The sequence below is a fragment of the Actinokineospora inagensis DSM 44258 genome (assembly GCF_000482865.1).
Taxonomy (GTDB): Bacteria; Actinomycetota; Actinomycetes; order Mycobacteriales; family Pseudonocardiaceae; genus Actinokineospora; species Actinokineospora inagensis.
This window is the reverse complement of sequence record NZ_AXWW01000015.1, coordinates 1-16,721: the sequence shown is the minus strand read 5'-3', so window position 1 is coordinate 16,721 and position 16,721 is coordinate 1. Positions and strand designations below refer to the sequence as shown.

General features: G+C 71.1%; 16 protein-coding genes. 6 read left to right on the top strand and 10 right to left on the bottom strand.

Translation table 11 applies throughout. The features are described from left to right. Positions 1 to 502: 502 nt before the first annotated feature. The 6 genes from H504_RS0105560 to H504_RS0105535 all read right to left on the bottom strand — a co-directional run bounded on the left by H504_RS0105560 (position 503) and on the right by H504_RS0105535 (position 5,458). Positions 503 to 1,357: a class I SAM-dependent methyltransferase gene (locus H504_RS0105560; protein WP_026421972.1), complete on the bottom strand. Its 855-nt coding sequence runs from the start codon at positions 1,355 to 1,357 to the stop codon at positions 503 to 505. Positions 1,358 to 1,394: 37 nt separating this feature from the next. Beyond that, positions 1,395 to 1,853, bottom strand: coding sequence for a DUF742 domain-containing protein (locus H504_RS39470; RefSeq protein WP_211239264.1), 459 nt, complete (start codon positions 1,851 to 1,853; stop codon positions 1,395 to 1,397). A 179-nt stretch (positions 1,854 to 2,032) separates the two neighbouring features. Then, on the bottom strand, positions 2,033 to 2,263 hold the full coding sequence (locus tag H504_RS33425) for a hypothetical protein (RefSeq protein ID WP_051385520.1): 231 nt from the start codon (positions 2,261 to 2,263) through the stop codon (positions 2,033 to 2,035). Beyond that, positions 2,260 to 2,643, bottom strand: a complete 384-nt coding sequence (locus H504_RS0105545; protein ID WP_026421970.1) for a WhiB family transcriptional regulator — start codon at positions 2,641 to 2,643, stop codon at positions 2,260 to 2,262. Before H504_RS0105545 ends, H504_RS33425 begins: the two co-directional genes overlap by 4 nt. Positions 2,644 to 2,803: 160 nt before the next feature. Beyond that, the gene (locus tag H504_RS0105540; RefSeq protein WP_157440232.1) at positions 2,804 to 3,205 is read right to left on the bottom strand and encodes a hypothetical protein; all 402 of its coding nucleotides are present in this window, start codon (positions 3,203 to 3,205) and stop codon (positions 2,804 to 2,806) included. A 147-nt stretch (positions 3,206 to 3,352) separates the two neighbouring features. Continuing rightward, positions 3,353 to 5,458 (bottom strand): ATP-dependent DNA helicase UvrD2, encoded by a 2,106-nt coding sequence (locus H504_RS0105535; protein WP_026421968.1) that lies wholly within the window; start codon positions 5,456 to 5,458, stop codon positions 3,353 to 3,355. 62 nt (positions 5,459 to 5,520) lie between these two features. Between H504_RS0105535 and H504_RS0105530 the strand changes: the two genes are divergently transcribed. From H504_RS0105530 to H504_RS0105520, 3 genes are all read left to right on the top strand, one after another. Beyond that, entirely contained in the window at positions 5,521 to 6,252 is a 732-nt protein-coding gene (locus H504_RS0105530; protein WP_026421967.1) for a DUF4191 domain-containing protein, read from the top strand. A 72-nt stretch (positions 6,253 to 6,324) separates the two neighbouring features. Then, positions 6,325 to 6,906: a Uma2 family endonuclease gene (locus H504_RS0105525; protein WP_026421966.1), complete on the top strand. Its 582-nt coding sequence runs from the start codon at positions 6,325 to 6,327 to the stop codon at positions 6,904 to 6,906. Positions 6,907 to 6,933: 27 nt separating this feature from the next. Further along, entirely contained in the window at positions 6,934 to 7,710 is a 777-nt protein-coding gene (locus H504_RS0105520) for a GNAT family N-acetyltransferase (RefSeq protein ID WP_035303357.1), read from the top strand. Here the strand turns inward: H504_RS0105520 and H504_RS0105515 are convergent. After that, entirely contained in the window at positions 7,696 to 8,178 is a 483-nt protein-coding gene (locus H504_RS0105515) for an RDD family protein (RefSeq protein WP_026421964.1), read from the bottom strand. The two genes, H504_RS0105520 and H504_RS0105515, sit on opposite strands and share 15 nt — an antisense overlap. Before the next feature lie 189 nt (positions 8,179 to 8,367). On the opposite strand from H504_RS0105515, the gene glnA reads away from it, so the two are divergent. The 3 genes from glnA (at position 8,368) to H504_RS0105500 (ending at position 11,425) form a co-directional block, all read left to right on the top strand. After that, the gene (gene glnA, locus H504_RS0105510) at positions 8,368 to 9,792 is read left to right on the top strand and encodes a type I glutamate--ammonia ligase (RefSeq protein WP_026421963.1); all 1,425 of its coding nucleotides are present in this window, start codon (positions 8,368 to 8,370) and stop codon (positions 9,790 to 9,792) included. Positions 9,793 to 9,935: 143 nt separating this feature from the next. Next, positions 9,936 to 10,145, top strand: a complete 210-nt coding sequence (locus H504_RS38410) for a hypothetical protein (protein WP_026421962.1) — start codon at positions 9,936 to 9,938, stop codon at positions 10,143 to 10,145. Between the two features lie 182 nt (positions 10,146 to 10,327). Next, on the top strand, positions 10,328 to 11,425 hold the full coding sequence (locus H504_RS0105500; protein WP_026421961.1) for a P-loop NTPase family protein: 1,098 nt from the start codon (positions 10,328 to 10,330) through the stop codon (positions 11,423 to 11,425). Positions 11,426 to 12,010: 585 nt separating this feature from the next. On the opposite strand, the gene H504_RS0105495 is transcribed toward H504_RS0105500, so the two are convergent. From H504_RS0105495 to H504_RS0105485, 3 genes are read right to left on the bottom strand one after another with little or no spacing between them, the layout of a single operon-like run. Further along, a complete protein-coding gene (locus tag H504_RS0105495; protein ID WP_026421960.1) occupies positions 12,011 to 12,430 on the bottom strand; it encodes an acyl-CoA thioesterase in 420 nt (139 codons plus the stop codon). 49 nt (positions 12,431 to 12,479) lie between these two features. After that, positions 12,480 to 15,461 (bottom strand): bifunctional [glutamine synthetase] adenylyltransferase/[glutamine synthetase]-adenylyl-L-tyrosine phosphorylase, encoded by a 2,982-nt coding sequence (locus H504_RS0105490; protein WP_026421959.1) that lies wholly within the window; start codon positions 15,459 to 15,461, stop codon positions 12,480 to 12,482. 1 nt (position 15,462) lies between these two features. Continuing rightward, the gene (locus H504_RS0105485; RefSeq protein ID WP_026421958.1) at positions 15,463 to 16,209 is read right to left on the bottom strand and encodes a type 1 glutamine amidotransferase; all 747 of its coding nucleotides are present in this window, start codon (positions 16,207 to 16,209) and stop codon (positions 15,463 to 15,465) included. Positions 16,210 to 16,721 lie beyond the last annotated feature (512 nt).

Genomic DNA, 16,721 nt, shown 5'->3' with positions numbered 1-16,721 from the left:
TTTTTTTGAGGCGTGCGGTGGGGGTGGTGATTCGTCGATCTGGGCTGGCTTTTTTGGGCGCGTGGGGTGGGGGTGACGCTTCGTTGATGGGGCTGGGGGTTTCGAGGCGCGCGGTGCGGGAGTGGCGCTTCGTTGATGGAGGCCGGGGCTTGAGGGGCGCGGTGCTGGTTGGTTGTGGTGCTCGCCTCGGGGGTGGTTGGTGTCGGTGGCTTGCTGGGACCCGGGGCGAGTGTGTTGTGGGGCTTCGTCGATTGGTGCTGGTTGGTGGTGGGGGTTTGGCGATGTGGGGGGTTGTTTTGAGGCGCGCGGGATTGGGGGGGCGGGTCACCAGTAGTCGGTGGGGAGTTTGCCTTCGATGTCTCGGACGTGGGTTCTGGTGCAGGTGGGGCAGAGCCATTGGGTGCCACGGTCGGTTTGTTCCGGGACCCAGGCGAGGGCTTCCAGTGGGGGGTCGTCTGCTCTTTTTCGGCCGCAGAGGGAGCAGGTTTCCATGAGGGGGAGGTTAGGCCTTTCGGGCGGTGAAGACGGTGGAGGCGCCGAGGATGAAGGTGTCTTGGCGGTCGACGATCCAGTCGGGGCTGTCGGGGTCGAGGAGGCGGCGGAGGGTGGTTTGGTCGGTGGGGGTGAGTTGGGGGGCGGCGAGAGCGGCCAGGGCGCCGAGCCAGTCGGCGACGGCGTGGCGGGCAGCGAGGGAGGCGGGGGCGGGGAGGTCGACGAGGTAGGTGAAGGACTCGACGTCGGTGAGGCCTGCGCGGGTGAGGGCGATGTTCCAGCCGACGGGGAGGCGGGGGGTGGGGGTTCGGAGGGTGGCGAACCAGGTGTCCCGGGCGGCGAGGAGACGATCTTGCAGGCCGGGGGTGCCGAGGCCGAGGTCCCACGGGAGGCACCGGGTGGGGAGACCGCCCTCGCGGAGGGCGAGCCGGCCGCCGGGGGTGAGCAAGCGGGTCAGGGCGGCGAGGGCGGCCTGCTGGTCCGGGAGGTGGTGCACGACGCCGGAGGCCCAGACGAGGTCGGCTGGGGGGACGAGGTCGGGGAGGGTCGGGTCGTCGGCGGCGGCGAGGACCGTGGTCAACTCCAGGCCGGGGACGGCGGGGACCCGGCGGGCGGCGACCTCGAGGAGCGCGGGCACGGCGTCGACCAGGGCCAGGCGGCCGCCCTCGGGGAGGGACTCGGCGAAGGCGACGGCCATGCCGCCGGTGCCGGAACCGACGTCGACGACCGTGGGGCGCGGGGGTGTCATGGCGAGCAGGCGGCGGGCGACGGCGGCCGAGACGTCGGCCTGGATGTCGTCGGCCCGACGCATCGGGGTGGTGCGGGCGGCCCAGTCGATGTCGTCGTGGGTGTGCGCGTGCGCCATGAGGTCGACGGTAGGACCTGGGGGCGAGCACGCAACCTCAGAGGCCGCGCAGCCCGGCGAGGACGCGCCGCATGAAGTCCAGGTCCGGTTTGGCGCCCGCGACCCCGTGCACGACGAGGACGCCCTGGTCGGCGAGATCGCTGATGAGGACGCGGGCCACGCCCAGCGGCACCGGGATCAGGGCGGCGACCTCGGCGACCGACCGGGCCTGGACGCACAACTCGGCCACCAACCGGTGCTCCCAGGACGCGCGCCGGGGCTCGCGGACGGTGCTGACCAGGGCCTCGACCGCCAGGTCGGGGCGGGACTGGGTGCGGCCGCCGGTCCACGCGTACGGCCGGACCAGGGCGTGCGACTCGGGGCGGGTCATCCACTCGGCGTCGCTCACCTCGCCCGGCGGTGGCTGCCGCGGGCGCACGGCGGGGGAGCTCAGCCGGTCGGGGACGGCCAAGCGGGTACCCGCCGGACCGTGCGAGGTCGGTTCGTCGCTGTGCATCACCACGTCCAAGCGGGTCGTGGACCGAGGCCAACGGTCGTCCACGCTAGTGGCGGTGGCGGCGGAAGCCACGGCCGCGGCCGGACATCGCTGGACCGGCGGGGGTTCTCCACCCGAACGGCCGAAGCCCACCACCGCAGAACGGTGGTGGGCTTCGCGTTCAGGACAGGGGTGCGGACTTAGAGGGCGGCGGTGGCGCGGTTCGCGCGCCGAGCCGCCCACCGGGAGATCCGCTCCCAGCGCTTGGCCGCGCTCAGCAGGCGGACCAGGCGACGCGTACGCGCGGCCTGCTCCGCCTCGAGCCTTCGTGATCGGGCGAGATTCTCGTAGAGCAACATCTGCGGAAACCCCTCTGGGGTGTACTGGGTCATCGGGTTCATGGTCAGCGGGTCGATCAGCGGCGTGCTCATGCGGCGACCTCGTCCCGGTCACGCGCGGGACGGTCGGTCGCGTCCCTGGCCAGGTCCTCCTTGCGCGGGCGGCCACGCGGCCGCTTCCTGGCGATCACCGCGCCGCGCTCGAAGATCTCCCCGCCCCAGACGCCCCACGGCTCGTGCCGGGCGAGCGCGGAGGCGAGGCAGGCGGCGCGGACCGGGCAGTCGCCGCAGAGGACCTTGGCCCGCTCCAACTCGGCGGGAGCGTCGGCGAACCAGAGGTCGGGGTTCTCGGTGGACCGGCAGGGCAGCGCCAGCCCGGCGGCGGGTGCCGCGTCGAGCAGTTCACTGACCCCGGAGCCCGCTGGGCTCAACTCGGGGAACGCCCCGGGAAGGGGGGCGGTGGCGGTACTCATGATCGGGTGCTCCTGTGTGGCGGTGTGGGAAACCTGCTGGTCAACGGTGCTGTGCTCAGTGCTGTGGCGGTTCATGTTTCTGTTTCACGGCAAAGAAAAAGGCCGCGGATTCCGGTATCGGAGTCCGCGGCCTCGGGCCTGGAGAGTCTTGACTGTGGCGTCAAGTCCCCCAGCCTGAGGCTGTGGACGGGTGGAACTGCTGCTTGGCGGTGAGACCGGTGGTGGTGGCACTGGCCTTGACCGGCCCATTGCCGACCCGCTCGACGACGGCAGCCGGAACGGCGGCCACGACGGCGGTGGTGGACGGGGTGATCAGGGCGCGGTCGCGCACAACGCGGTCAGCGGCCGCACGGTCAACTGCGACACGATCGACAGCGGCGACCTCGGTCGCCTGAGCGGCAGCGGCGGTCGGACCCCAGGCAAGGCCGGTGCCCACCACGCCGGAACGCTCACAACGCCACGCGGATTCGACGGCGGTGCCCAGGACAACGCGGGCGCCGAAGGCGTGGTCGGACGGGAAAGCCCCCACAGGCAGTTGGTAGCCAGGGGTGCGCTGCGTCATCAAGATCACCACGATGGCCACCACCTTCCTGCTACGCTGACTTTCCCCGGTGTGATTCCCCCAGGGCACTTCGTGCCCTGCCACTGCAGGTTATTGGCCCTGGCAGCGGGCGTGCAACCTAATTTTCGGAACTTCTGGTGACCCCGGTCACACGTCACCCGACCGGGGTTCGCCGCCCACCAGGGCCAGCACCTCGGCACCGAACCGGTCCAGTTTGGTGGCCCCCACCCCGGAGATCGCCACCAGCGCGGCCCGGTCCGCGGGCCGCTGCTCGGCGATGGCCAGCAGGGTGGCGTCGGTGAAAATCACGTACGCCGGGACCTTGAGCCCCTTGGCCCGCTCCACCCGCCACCCGCGCAACCGCTCCAGCAGACCCTCGTCCAGGTCGGCCGGGCAGCTCTCGCACCGGCCGAGCTTGATCGGCATGGTGCCGACCAGCTTGTCGCCGCAGACCCGGCAGTACCGGACCGGGTTCATCCCGCGCGCCACCGCCTGCCGGGGCAGGTCGCGCTGCCGGGTGGCGGCGACGCGGGCGACCGGGTGGTTCTCCGGGATCAGCCCGTAGAGGAATCGACTGCGCCTGCGGTACCGGTTGCCGCCCTCGGCTCGGGCCAGCGCCCACGACATCGACAGGTGCACACGCGCGCGAGTGACACCGACGTAGAGCAGTCGGCGTTCCTCCTCGATCGCGGCATCGTCGCCATCGGCGTGCTGGATGGGCAACGTGCCCTCGACCACGCCGACGAGGAACACCGCGTCCCACTCCAGGCCCTTGGCGGCGTGCAACGAGGCGAGAGTGACGCCCTCCACCGTCGGCGGGTGCTGGGCCTGCGCGCGCTGGTCGAGCTCGGTGACATACCGCGACAGGTCCGCGTCCTGGGCAGTTGACGCCAACTCCTCGGCCAACTCGACCAGGGCCAACAGCGACTCCCAGCGCTCTCGCGCGGAGCCACCCGTTGGCGGTTCCTCAGTCAGTCCGATCGGCACGAGCACCGCGCGGACGATCGCGGGCAGTTCACCCTCGGGTCCTTTGACGGCCGCGGTGCGCAGCGCGGCCACGGCCTGGCGGATCTCTTGCCGGGCGAAGAACCGCTCACCGCCGCGCACCAGGTACGGGATCTCCAGTTGCGCAAGCGCTTGCTCGTACACCTCGGACTGGGCGTTCACCCGGTAGAGGATGGCGATCTCGCTCAGCGGGGTCCCCGCCTCCACAAGCTCCTTGACCCGGGCCGCGACGGCCACGGCCTCGGCGGGCTCGTCGTCGTACTCGGCGAACTTGGGCTCGGGACCGTTGTCGCGCTGACCGACCAACTTCAACCGCGACCCGGCCGGCCTGTCGCGCGCGGCGGAGATGACGCGGTTGGCCAGCGACACGACCTCGGGCGTCGATCGGTAGTCGCGTTCCAGGCGCACCACGGCGGCCTCGGGGAACCGGCGGGTGAAGTCCAACAGCGGCCGCGGCGAGGCCCCGGCGAACGAGTAGATGGTCTGGTTGGCGTCACCGACCACCGTCAAGTCGTCGCGCCGACCGAGCCACGCTTCGAGGACGCGCTGCTGCAACGGCGTGACGTCCTGGTACTCGTCCACCACGAAACAGCGGTAGCGGTCGCGGAACTCCTCGGCCACCTCGGTGTGTTCCTCCAACGCCGCCGCGGTGTGCAGCAGGAGGTCGTCGAAGTCGAGCAACCGGGACTCGTTCTTCAACGACTCGTACCCGGCGTAGACCTTCGCGACCAGTTCAGGCGCCGCGGGGGAGTCACGCCTCGCGCGCGCCGCCGCTGCCGGGTAGTCCTCCGGGGCCACCAGCGACGCCTTAGCCCACTCGATCTCGCTCGCCAGGTCCCGCAGCGTCTCCCGCTCGGTGCCCGCTCCCGCCCGGTGCGCGGCCTGCCCGACCAGCCGAAGCTTCGTCTCCACCAGGTCCCACTGCGCGTCGCCCACGACCCGCGGCCAGAAGTAACGCAACTGGCGCAACGCCGCCGAGTGGAACGTGCGGGCCTGAGCACCCGGGACGCCCATCGCGCGTAACCGGGTCCGCATCTCCCCCGCCGCCCGCGCCGTGAACGTCACCGCCAACACCTGACCCGCCGTGACGTGCCCGGACCCGATGAGGTGCGCGATCCGGCTGACGATCGTCCGCGTCTTCCCCGTCCCCGCGCCCGCCAACACGCACACCGGACCCCTCGGCGCGCGCACCGCGGCGAGCTGGTCCGGGTCGAGCCCATCGATCAGGTTCACGTCCGCGCCGGCCATGCGGAGCATCCTGACAGAGCGCGGGCTCCTACCGGGGGAGGCGGCCCCGTATCCTGGTGGTCATGGCAGACAAGCAGGACAAGGCGGCGGCCGCCGAGGCCAAGAAGGCGCGCAAGGCCGCCTCGAAGGCGAAGCGGTCGCAGATCTTCCAGGCGTTCAACATGCAGCGCAAGGAAGACAAGGCGCTGCTGCCGCTGATGGTCGGCGCCCTGGTGGTCATCACCGCCGTGGTGTTCGGCATCGGCTGGCTGGTCGGCATCCCGTGGATCCTGCTGCCCGTCGGCGTCATGTTCGGCGTGCTCGCCGCCGTCGTCCTGCTCGGCCGCCGGGTCCAGCGCACCCAGTTCGGCAAGGCCGAGGACCAGCCCGGCGCCGCCGGGTGGGTGCTGGAGAACTTCCTGCGCGGCCGCTGGCGGGTCGCCACCGCCGTCAACGGCACCACCCAGTTCGACGTGATCCACCGCGTCATCGGCCGCCCCGGCGTCGTCCTGGTCGGCGAGGGCACCGCGCACCGGGTGAAGACCCTGCTCGCCCAGGAGAAGAAGCGCATCTCCCGGCTCATCGGCGACACCCCGATCTACGACGTCATCGTCGGCCGCGGCGAGGGCGAGGTCCCGCTCAACAAGCTCCAGCGGCACGTGATGAAGCTGCCCAACAACCTGCGACCCGCCCAGATCGACACCATCGAGAAGCGCCTCGCGGCCATCTCGTCCCGGGGCGCCGCCCTGCCCAAGGGCCCGATGCCCGCGGGCGCCAAGATGCGCAGCGTCCAGCGCACAATGCGCCGCAGGTAGGCATCTGCTACTCCGTTTGTCGTACCCCTGTGCGAACATATGGTCGAACGTGAGGAGGAGCCAGTGATCGCGATGCGACGACACCACATCGAATCCAGCGCGCCCTTGCTGACCATTGCCGAGTACGCCGTCCTCGACGAGGTCGAGGACGGCTACGCCGAATTGCACGAGGGTCGTTTGCTGATGTCCCCCAGCCCGACGCCGGAACACCAACTGGCGATGTTCACCCTGGGCTCGCTGATCCACGAACAACTTCCCGCCCACCTGGCGCTGGTGCTCGAGGTCGACATCGACCTCGAGCTCGCCGAGCCCGGCCAACCCGGCTTCAGCCGACGACCGGACATGATCGTCGTGGCCAGGGCGGAGCTGGCTCGCCGCAAGGCGGAGGGCGGGCTGCTGCGGGCCTCCGAGGTGCCGTTGGTCATCGAGATCATCTCGCCGCGCTCGAAACGCATCGACCGCGTCGTGAAGTACGAGCTGTACGCGGACGCGGGCATCCCGCACTACTGGATCGTCGACCTGAACGATCCGGCGTCGCTGCTGCCCATGCACCTCACCGACCGGTTCGGCTACCAGCGTGACGACGAGGTCACCGACGTGTTCACAGCCAACCTGCCGTTCCCGGTGACGATCGATCTAAAAGAACTTTATTGACCCGGGTGGTGGCGCTACCGTCCGCTGGTGTCTTCCAGTGGGGAACTCGCGTCCCGGATCGCTGTTGCTCAGATCGTGGGGTTGAGCCGGGCTCGGCGGGTGGTGCCCGCGGGGCCGTTCACCGGGTTGTTCGCGGTGGACGCGCCCGCCTACCTCTCGTACGCGGTGGCGTCCAGGCCCGGGGAGCCGGTGCTGGACGCGGGTGCGGTGGTGGCCGCGCTCGGGTTGTTGCGGGCGGAGTTCGGGCCGGGGGCGGTGCGGTTCGAGTTGATCGACGAGGCGTGTCCGGGGGCGGTGCGGCTGCTGGTCGAGGCCGGTTTGGAGATCACCCTGCGCACGCCGCTGATGACGTTGGCCGTCGACCGGGTGCGCGTCCCGGAGACCGCGCCGGGGGTCACGGTCGAGTACGTCAGCACGACCGATGACCGCGCGGCGGGCGCCGAGGTGGCGAACACCGCGTTCGGGGCCGATGGCGGCGACCTGCCCACGACTCCCCCGCCGCCCCCGGTGGACGGGGGTTCCGTGCTCGCGCGGGTCGACGGCGAGCCCGCGGCGGTGGCGTCGTGGACGCAGATCGCCGACGGGATCACCGAGATCGTGGGGGTCGCCACGGCCGAGCGGTACCGGCGCAGGGGGTTGGGCGCGCTGGTCACGGCGCACGCCGTCGAGGTGGCCGGGCGGGCCGGGGCGACGCTGACCTGGCTGACCCCGGGTGGCGCGGACGCCGACCGGGTGTACCGCGGGGTCGGGTTCACGCCGGTGGCGTGGGCCGTGCACCTGGCCGAGCCTTCAGCGGGTGCGTAGCTCGATCGTGCCGGTGGCCCGGTCGTGCAGGCCGCGGCCGTCACGGTCGGTGATGACGGCCGGGATCACCAGGGCGATCAACACCGTCCGCGGGATCGCCCGGAACGGCCCGACCACGGGCTTGCCGTCCATGGCGACCACGCGCAGGCCGAGCAGGGCCTTGGCCGGGGTGAAACCGCCCAGCGAGACGCCGACCGCGGTGATCACCAGCCAGACCAACCCGGCCAGGTAGTTGAACCGCCACATCCCGGCCGGGTCGTTGTAGTCCGGCCGCAGGAACAGCGAGGTCACCAGCGAGGCCAACACGAGATCGATCACCAGGGCACCCAGTCGGATCCCGTTCGAGGCGACCGACCCGGGGCCGCGTTCGGGGGCGCCGAGGCGTTCCCCCCGGTAGCGCGCGGGGCCGTCGGACGGCTCGGCGGCCGCCCCCGGCCCGGACAACCAGGTCCCGGTCCATCTGCTCACCCGACCAGCGTAGAAGGTGCCGCGGCGGGCGCGTGCCGGCATGCTCGTCACGCGTCAGGGGTGTCGTTAACACCGGCGAAACATCCGGGTGATGGTCGGGCAACACCGTGCACCTAGCGTCATCACCGAGCGGGTACGGCGTGGTTCGTCGGTCCGGTCCCGTGCAGCGGAACGAAGGAGTCCACCAGCGTGTTCAACTCTCCCGACGAGGTCCTGCGCTACATCGCCGACGAGGGCGTCAAGTTCGTCGATGTCCGGTTCTGCGACCTGCCCGGCGTGATGCAGCACTTCACCCTGCCCGCCAGCGCCTTCGACGAGGACGCGTTCACCGAGGGCCTGGCCTTCGACGGTTCGTCGGTGCGCGGCTTCCAGTCGATCCACGAGTCGGACATGCTGCTGCTGCCCGACCCCTACACGGCGCGGATCGACCCGTTCCGGATCGAGAAGACGCTGATCCTGAACTTCTTCGTGCACGACCCGTTCACCCGCGAGGCCTACACCCGCGACCCGCGCAACATCGCCCGCAAGGCCGAGCAGTACATCGCCGAGTCCGGTTTCGCCGACACGGCCTACTTCGGCCCCGAGGCGGAGTTCTACGTCTTCGACTCGATCCGGTTCGACTACACCGAGAACGGCTCGTTCCACGAGATCGACTCGGTGGAGGGCTGGTGGAACACCGGCGCCCACGAGGACGGCAACAACAAGGGCTACAAGACCCGGTTCAAGGGCGGCTACTTCCCGGTGCCGCCGGTCGACCACCTGGCCGACCTGCGCGACCAGATGGTGCTGAACATGCAGGGCGCCGGGTTCACCGTGGAGCGCGCGCACCACGAGGTCGGCACCGCCGGGCAGACCGAGATCAACTACCGGTTCAACACGCTGCTGCACGCCGCCGACGACCTGCAGCTGTTCAAGTACATCATCAAGAACACCGCGTGGGCGGCGGACAAGTCGGCCACCTTCATGCCCAAGCCGCTGTTCGGTGACAACGGTTCCGGCATGCACGTGCACTCGTCGCTGTGGAAGGACGGCGTGCCGCTGTTCCACGACGAGTCCGGCTACGCGGGCCTGTCCGACACGGCGCGGCACTACATCGGTGGCCTGCTGGCGCACGCCCCGTCGCTGCTGGCGTTCACCAACCCCACGGTGAACTCGTACCACCGCCTGGTGCCCGGCTACGAGGCCCCGGTCAGCCTGGTCTACTCGCAGCGCAACCGGTCCGCGTGCGTGCGCATCCCGATCACCGGCAACAACGCCAAGGCCAAGCGGGTCGAGTTCCGCTGCCCGGACTCCTCCGGCAACCCGTACCTGGCGTTCGCCGCGATCGTGATGGCCGGTCTGGACGGCGTGCGGAACAAGATCGAGCCGCCCGCCCCGATCGACAAGGACCTCTACGAGCTGCCGCCCGAGGAGGCCAAGGACGTCGCGCAGGTCCCCGCGTCGCTGGGTGCCGTGCTCGACGCGCTGGAGGCCGACCACGACTACCTGCTCGAGGGCGGCGTGTTCACCCCCGACGTCATCGAGACCTGGGTCGCGTTCAAGCGCGAGCACGAGATCGACCCGCTGCGGCTGCGCCCGCACCCGTACGAGTTCGGTCTCTACTACGACGTGTGATCCGGCCGTAGCGCGAAAGCCCGTCAACCCGTGTGGTTGGCGGGCTTTCGCCGTTCCGGTGCGCCCCGGAGGGGAAGACCCTGAGGTGGAACCCGGGTCCGGTCCCGATGCGCTGCGGTGGACCGGCGGCCAGACTCGAAACCATGACCAGCAACGGACGCCAGTACGTCGTCACCACCGAGGTCACCGTGACCGTGTTCGACGAAGGCGCGCTGCGCACCGACCCGACCGTCGATGCCGTGGCCGCGTTGCGGGCCGCCGTCGACCCGCGCGCCGCGGTCGCCGGCGTGGCCGGGGTGTCGGCCGGGAAGTGCGCGCTGCGGGTCCGACCGGCCTGGCCGGGCCCCGCCTGAAATCCACTCGAACGGGTAGATCATCCGGTCCCACCAGCACTGTTAGCTGGGTTACAGAAGTGTTTCCCGAATCGAGACCTGGTGCGGGATTCCCTTGTCGGCTCGGAAAGCCTTACGCTCCCGCGCACCACGTCCGTGCGGGTCTCGTTCGGACGCTCTCCGCTATCGACGAGGACCCAGCCATGTTCGCTCCCCTTGATCCCGCGCGCCTGGAACGGCTCAAGACGGCCTACTCCGTGCGAAATCTCGACCGCGACGCCAGCCTGAGCCTCGTCCACCACGCCGAACACCAACCGCACCACGGCGACCTGGTCCTCGCCGAGGTCACCAAGGTCGGCTACCACCAGCTCCTCGAACTCACCGACGGCCGCAAGGCCAAGCTGTACGTCGGCGACGAGATCCTGGTCGCCTACGGCGCCCGCTACGCCCCCGACCACTTCGAGGCGGAACTCCCCGACGACCTCGGCGCCTGCGACCTGGTCGCCGCCGGTGGCGTCCTGGGCAAGGTGCGCAGCCGCAACGCCGCCGTCAGCGCGCCGACCACGGTCCGCCCGCTCGGCCTGGTCGGCGACCACAACGGCCACGTCATCAACGTGTCCGACCTCGCCCTGGGCACCCCGCTGGCCGCCCTGCGCAAACCGCCGACCTTCATCGTCGTCGGCACCTCGATGAACTCCGGCAAGACCACCACCTGCGCGTCCCTCGTGCACGGCCTCACCCGCTCCGGCCTGCGCGTCGGCGCCGCCAAGCTCACCGGCACCGCCGCGGGCGGCGACCCCTGGCTCTTCCGCGACTCCGGCGCCGTCGCCGCCCTCGACTTCACCGACGCGGGCATGGCCACCACGTTCCGCATCCCGTTGGAACGCCTCGTGTCCAGCTCCCTCCTCCTGCACGGCCACCTGATGGCCCGCGGCGTCGACGCGATCGTCCTGGAGATCGCCGACGGCCTGCTGCAGCCGGAAACCGCACAACTGCTCGACCGCCCGGAAATCCGCCGCATCACCAACGGCGTCCTGTTCGCCGCGGCGGACTCCTCCGGAGCCCTCTACGGCGTCCAACGACTCCGGGCGGGCAACCACCCGGTGCTCGCGGTCAGCGGCCTCCTGACCGCGTCCCCCCTGGCGGTGCGCGAAGCACAGGCCGGACTGGACGTCCCCGTGTACGGCCCCCTGGACCTCCAGTCCCCCGCCCTAGCGGGCGAACTCCTCCGCCGGGCCATCGCGGAGTCCATCGCGGAATCCGTGGACGCCGACCACGGAGTGGACGAAGTCCTGGCGTAATGCCGATACCCGGGGTCGGTGGGGTTGTCCAGCAACCCCACCGACCCCTTTTGCTTTGCCCCCACAACGGCTTCGCCCCACCTGCTCCCCCACCACTACTCACCCAATCCAGCGAAAACCGCCCCACACTCTTGACAAGCCACCCCCACCACCCCCAGGGCGGCCCCCACCCTCCCGGGGGCAGCCCTCGATGCCAGTTTACCGAGGTGGGGGTGGGGGAAACAGGTTGACGGTCGATCTGTGGACAGCGGCGAGCATTGTGGACAACTCGGTGGGGACGTTGATGTGAGTGGCTTGAGTGTGGTCGTACCGGTGCGTGGTGCGACGGACGGCCCTCGGTCGCTGGGATGCGTTCCTCGTGCCGGTGTCGAGGTGGGAGGGTTGCGGCCGGGGTGTCGTCGAAGTCGGCGAAGCGCGACCGCCAGCCGCGGCCGAGCCGCTGGGCCAGCACGTCGCGGATTTGGCTGCGCCGGTGGAGGTAGTGGCCGGGCAGTTCCGCCGCAGGTGCGGGGTGGCGAGGGCCAGTCGAGGGCGGCACAGGTGGGTGACCGGGGTGTGTCGGGCGCGGGACACGCGTACCGGCGGTCAGGCGGTGGGGAGGAAGTCCGGGTCGAGTCCGTGGTGGACGAGGACGGACTGGGGGTCGGGCAGGAGCCTGCGGGTGGTGAGGTCCATGACGCCGAGGAGGCAGGTGATCTCGGCGGAGGTGGTGCCGTCGAGTCTGGTGATGGTGGAGTCGGCGTTGAAGGTTTTGCCGGAGCTGAACTTGACGGTGAGGTCGACGTCGACCGTGTCGCCGGTGCGGAGTTCGCGGCGGAAGTCGATGGTGGAGGAGAGCAGGACCGGGGCGGTACGGGCGGCGATGAGGGTGTCCCAGGAGCAGCCCGCCGCGGCGAAGCCCTCGACGCGGGCGACCTCGGCGTACTGGTGGTACACGGCGTGGTTGAGGTGGCCGAGCGCGTCTAGTTCGTAGCTGCGCACCGGGATGCGGATGCTCCAAGTCACGCACCCGAGGGTAGGTCACGGCCGCGGGCGCGTCGGGGTGAGAACCGCCTCAGTCGTAGAAGACGTGTTCGACGACGGCGCGGGCGTGTCGGGTGGTGCGGCGGTAGTCGTCGAGGAACTGGCCGGGGTCCTCGGTGAGCGGGGTGCCCATGGCGGCGGCGACGGCGGCGAGTTCACGGCCGTGCGTGGGGACCTGGTCGGTCTGCTTGCCGCGGACCAGGGTCGCGGCGTTGCGGACCCTGGTCGCCAGCAGCCACGCCTCGCGCAGCGACCGCGCGTCCTCTTCGGACAGTAGATCAGCGGTGACCGCGGCGGCCAGAGCATCCATTGTGGACGTTGTGCGCAGTGCGGGAACGGCGTGCGCGTGCCGCAACTGCAGCAACTGGGCGGTCCACTCGATGTCGGCGAGGCCGCCGCGGCCGAGTTTGGTGTGTGTGGACGGATCCGCGCCGCGCGGGAGGCGTTCACTGTCCACTCTGGCCTTGATGCGGCGGATCTCGCGGACCTGGTCCTGGTCGAGACCGCCGGCGGGGTACCGGATCGGGTCGACCAGTTCGACGAACCGGGCGCCAAGGCCGTCGTCGCCCGCGATCGGGCGGGCGCGCAGCAGGGCCTGCGCCTCCCAGATCTCGCCCCACTGCTTGTAGTACGACCGGTACGACTCCAGGGTCCGCACGATCGGACCCTGCCTGCCCTCCGGCCGCAGGTCGACGTCGACCTGCAGCGGCGGGTCCTGGGTCGGGGAGCCGAGCAGCTTGCGCACGGCCTGCGCGACCCGGCTCGCGTACTTCACCGCGTCGCTGTCGCTGACACCGGGAGCGGGCTCGCACACGAACAGCACGTCCGCGTCCGACCCGTAGCCCAGTTCACTGCCGCCGAGGCGCCCCATGGCGATGACCGCGATGGTCGCCGGGTGCCCACCGGCGGAAGCGGCCTCGGCCCGGTCGACCGCGGCGAGGGAGGCCTGCAGCACCGCGCCCCACACGCTGGACAACGCCGCGCACACGGACATCACGTCGGTGAATCCGAGCAGGTCCGCGCACGCGATCCGCAGAAGTTCGTGGCGGCGCAGCGACCGCGCTGCGGCAACGGCGTTCCCGAGGTAGCCGTGCCGTTTCACGGCCACCCGCAACGCTTCCGCGACCTCGGCGGGGTCGCGCACGGCGAGTTCGCGGGGCTCGGCGAGCAACCGGAGGACCTCGGGCGCGCGGACCACGAGGTCCGGCACCAGCTTCGACGTGCCCAGCAGCGTGGCCAACCGCTCGGCGACCGCGCCCTCGTCGCGCAGCACCCGCAGGTACCACGGGGTCGACGCGAGCGCCTCGGAAACCTTGCGGTAGGCCAGCAACCCGCCGTCCGGGTCGGGGGTGGCACCGAGCAGGTCCAGCAGCACCGGCAGGATCGCGGTCTGGATCGACGCGCGCCGGGACACGCCGTCTGTCAGCGCCTTGATGTGCAGCAGCGCGCCCTGCGGCGAGGTGTAGCCGAGAGCGGCGAGCCGGGCGTGCGCCGCCTCGGTGGTCAGCCGCAGCGCGTCGGTCGGGACGCGGGCGACGGCCTCCAGCAGCGGGCGGTAGAACAGCTTCTCGTGCAGGCGCCGGATCCGGTTGGTGTGCCTGCGGAACTCGGCGCTGAGCACCTGGGCGGAACTGCGGCCGCGCTCGGGTCCGACGCCGGTGGCGCGGGCGAGCCAGCGCAGGTCGTCGGTGTCCTGCTCGGCGGGGAACAGGTGGGTGCGCCGCAGCCGCTGCAACTGCAGGCGGTGTTCGACGGTGCGCAGGAACCGGTACGAGTCGGCCAGCTCGGCCGCGTCGGTGCGGCCGACGTACCCGGTCGCGCCGAGCGCAGCCAAAGCGTCCACAGTGGATCCGAGGCGGAGCGACTCGTCGGTGCGGCCGTGCACCAGTTGCAGCAGTTGCACGGCGAACTCGACGTCGCGCAGGCCGCCGCGGCCCAGCTTCAACTCGCGGTCGAGCAGGTCGGCGGGCACGTGGTCCTCGACCCTGCGGCGCATCGCCTGCACCTCGGGGACGAAGTTGTCCCGGTTCGCCGCCGTCCACACCATCGGGGTGACCACGTCCAGGTACCCCCGGCCCAGCTCGACGTCACCCGCGACCGGGCGGGCCTTGAGCAGGGCCTGGAACTCCCAGGTCTTGGCCCACCGCTGGTAGTACGCGCGGTGCCCGTCCAGGGTGCGGACCAGCGCCCCGTTGCGGCCCTCGGGGCGCAGCCCGGCGTCGACCTCGAAACACGCCTCGCCCGCGACCCGCATCGTCGCGCTGGCGACCCTGGTGGCCAGCGCGAGGTCGTCCTCAGCGACGAACACCACGTCGACGTCGCTGACGTAGTTGAGCTCGCTGCCACCGCACTTGCCCATCGCGATGACGCTCAACCGGGCGGCGTCCTGGCCGTCGCTCTCCGCCCAGGCCACCGCGAGCGCAGCCCGCAGCGCGGCCTGGGCCAGGTCGCTGAGCCCGCGGGCGACCTCCTCGTACTCGGGTCGCGGCAGCGTCGAATCGACCAGGTGACCGAGATCGGCGCCCGCGACCTCCATGAGCAGACCGCGATAAGCGGACTTCAGCACCCGCACGGCCTCGTGGCCGCGCACCGCCGCGACCGGACCCTGCGGGCCGTCTCCGGTCGCGCCGACAGCGGCGTAAAGGGCGTCGGTGTACCGGTCGGCCGCGGTGCCGCCGCCGTCCAGCCTGCGCCACTGGTCCGGGTTGGCGGCGAGGTAGTCGGCGAACGCGGTGGACGACCCGAGCACTGCCACCAAGCGGGCCCGCAGCCCCCGGTCGGCCTCCAGCTCGTCGCGCACGACGGGCCAGCCGTCCGGGTCGGCCATCCGCAACCGGTCCAGGCCGCGCAACGCGAGATCCGGGTCGGCGGCCCGGGAGAGCGCGGAGAGGATGACCTCCCGCTCCGAGCCCGCGTCACCCCACAGGCCCGCGGCCCGCAGGTCCTGCTCGGCGCGCGGGTCGGTGAGACCGAACCGGGCGGCCGACGAGATCGAACGGGCGCGGTCGGCCATGTCAGACCAGCGGCAGCGTCGAGGGGGCGGTCTCGGCCGGGGCCAGCTCACCCCGGGCCAGCCGGACGAACCGCTCGACGAACGGCCGCCACGTCTCGGCGATGTCCGCGTGCACCTCGGCCAACCGGTCCGGCTCCAGGTCACCTGGCCGGGCGTGCGCCGCCGACGCGGGCCATTCCCTGGCCCAGGCGCCCACCATGTCCGGCGTGGTCTCGATGTGGAACTGGACGCCGTAGCCGACCGGCCCGACCCGGAACGCCTGGTTCGGGTACCGGGTCGCCGAGGCCAGCAGCACGGCGCCAACGGGCAACCGGGTGACCGCGTCGTGGTGGAACTGCACGACATCCGGCATCAGCGGCAGGTCGGCGAACAGCGGATCGGTCCATCCCAGATCCCGCTTGGCGATCAGGCCCGAGCCGACCTCCGGGCCGCTGTCCCCCACCTCGACCACACCACCGGTCGCGACCGCGAGCAATTGCGCGCCCAGGCAGATCGCGAGCAGAGGGGTCTTGTGGGTCACGCAGGAGGCCAGCAGCTTGCGGACGTCGATGAGCCAGGGGTGCTCGATCACGTCGTTGGCGCCCATGGGGCCGCCTAGGCAGATGACGGCGTCGTAGTCCGCCGTGATCGGCTCGCGGTGGGGGTGGACGAGGAGTACGTCAGCACCGGCGTCGACCAGCCAGTCGACCAGGGTGCCGGGTGGGTCGAGGTCGTCGAGCTGCAGGACGAGCACGCGTACGGGCGTCACGGGTTGAGCGTATTCCGTTCCGCGAACGTCGACTTCATGGCGTCGAACACGGCTTGAGGCTGCGACATGCCGCGTGCTGGCTGGGTTGCGTGTGAGGGGTCTCTTGGCCTCGGCTTCGCCTCGGGTTTCGGCCTTGTCGCCTGGCGGCGACGCCGGCCATTGGCGCCAGATTAAAGCTGAAGTGCCCGTTGTGGTGAAGTTGTTTTGTTTGGGGCCCCTAGCGGCAGCCTGGGTAAGGCTACAAGGCGGGGCCACTGGAAAGCGTGGCCTTACCCGCCAGCCGGCTTAGGCCACCGCTCCCCCAAACAAAACAACTCCACCACAACGGGCGGTTGGGTTCGGCGGGTTTCGAGGCGCGCGGTGCGGGTGTGGCGCGTCGTCGATGGGCCGAGGGTTTTGTTTTGAGGCGCGCGGTGCGGGTTGGCGCCTTCGTCGATGGGGGGTGGGGGTTCGGGGCGCGTGGGGCGCGTTTGTTGTGGTGCTGTGTCGAGGGGTGGTGACATACGACGAAG

Excerpts from the sequence above, each read along its gene's own strand:
- H504_RS0105560 (WP_026421972.1), bottom strand. The coding sequence starts at position 1,357 with ATGGCGCACGCGCACACCCACGACGACATCGACTGGGCCGCCCGCACC.
- H504_RS39470 (WP_211239264.1), bottom strand. The coding sequence starts at position 1,853 with ATGCACAGCGACGAACCGACCTCGCACGGTCCGGCGGGTACCCGCTTG.
- H504_RS33425 (WP_051385520.1), bottom strand. The coding sequence starts at position 2,263 with ATGAGCACGCCGCTGATCGACCCGCTGACCATGAACCCGATGACCCAG.
- H504_RS0105545 (WP_026421970.1), bottom strand. The coding sequence starts at position 2,643 with ATGAGTACCGCCACCGCCCCCCTTCCCGGGGCGTTCCCCGAGTTGAGC.
- H504_RS0105540 (WP_157440232.1), bottom strand. The coding sequence starts at position 3,205 with ATGACGCAGCGCACCCCTGGCTACCAACTGCCTGTGGGGGCTTTCCCG.
- H504_RS0105535 (WP_026421968.1), bottom strand. The coding sequence starts at position 5,458 with ATGGCCGGCGCGGACGTGAACCTGATCGATGGGCTCGACCCGGACCAG.
- H504_RS0105530 (WP_026421967.1), top strand. The coding sequence starts at position 5,521 with ATGGCAGACAAGCAGGACAAGGCGGCGGCCGCCGAGGCCAAGAAGGCG.
- H504_RS0105525 (WP_026421966.1), top strand. The coding sequence starts at position 6,325 with ATGCGACGACACCACATCGAATCCAGCGCGCCCTTGCTGACCATTGCC.
- H504_RS38410 (WP_026421962.1), top strand. The coding sequence starts at position 9,936 with ATGACCAGCAACGGACGCCAGTACGTCGTCACCACCGAGGTCACCGTG.
- H504_RS0105500 (WP_026421961.1), top strand. The coding sequence starts at position 10,328 with ATGTTCGCTCCCCTTGATCCCGCGCGCCTGGAACGGCTCAAGACGGCC.
- H504_RS0105490 (WP_026421959.1), bottom strand. The coding sequence starts at position 15,461 with ATGGCCGACCGCGCCCGTTCGATCTCGTCGGCCGCCCGGTTCGGTCTC.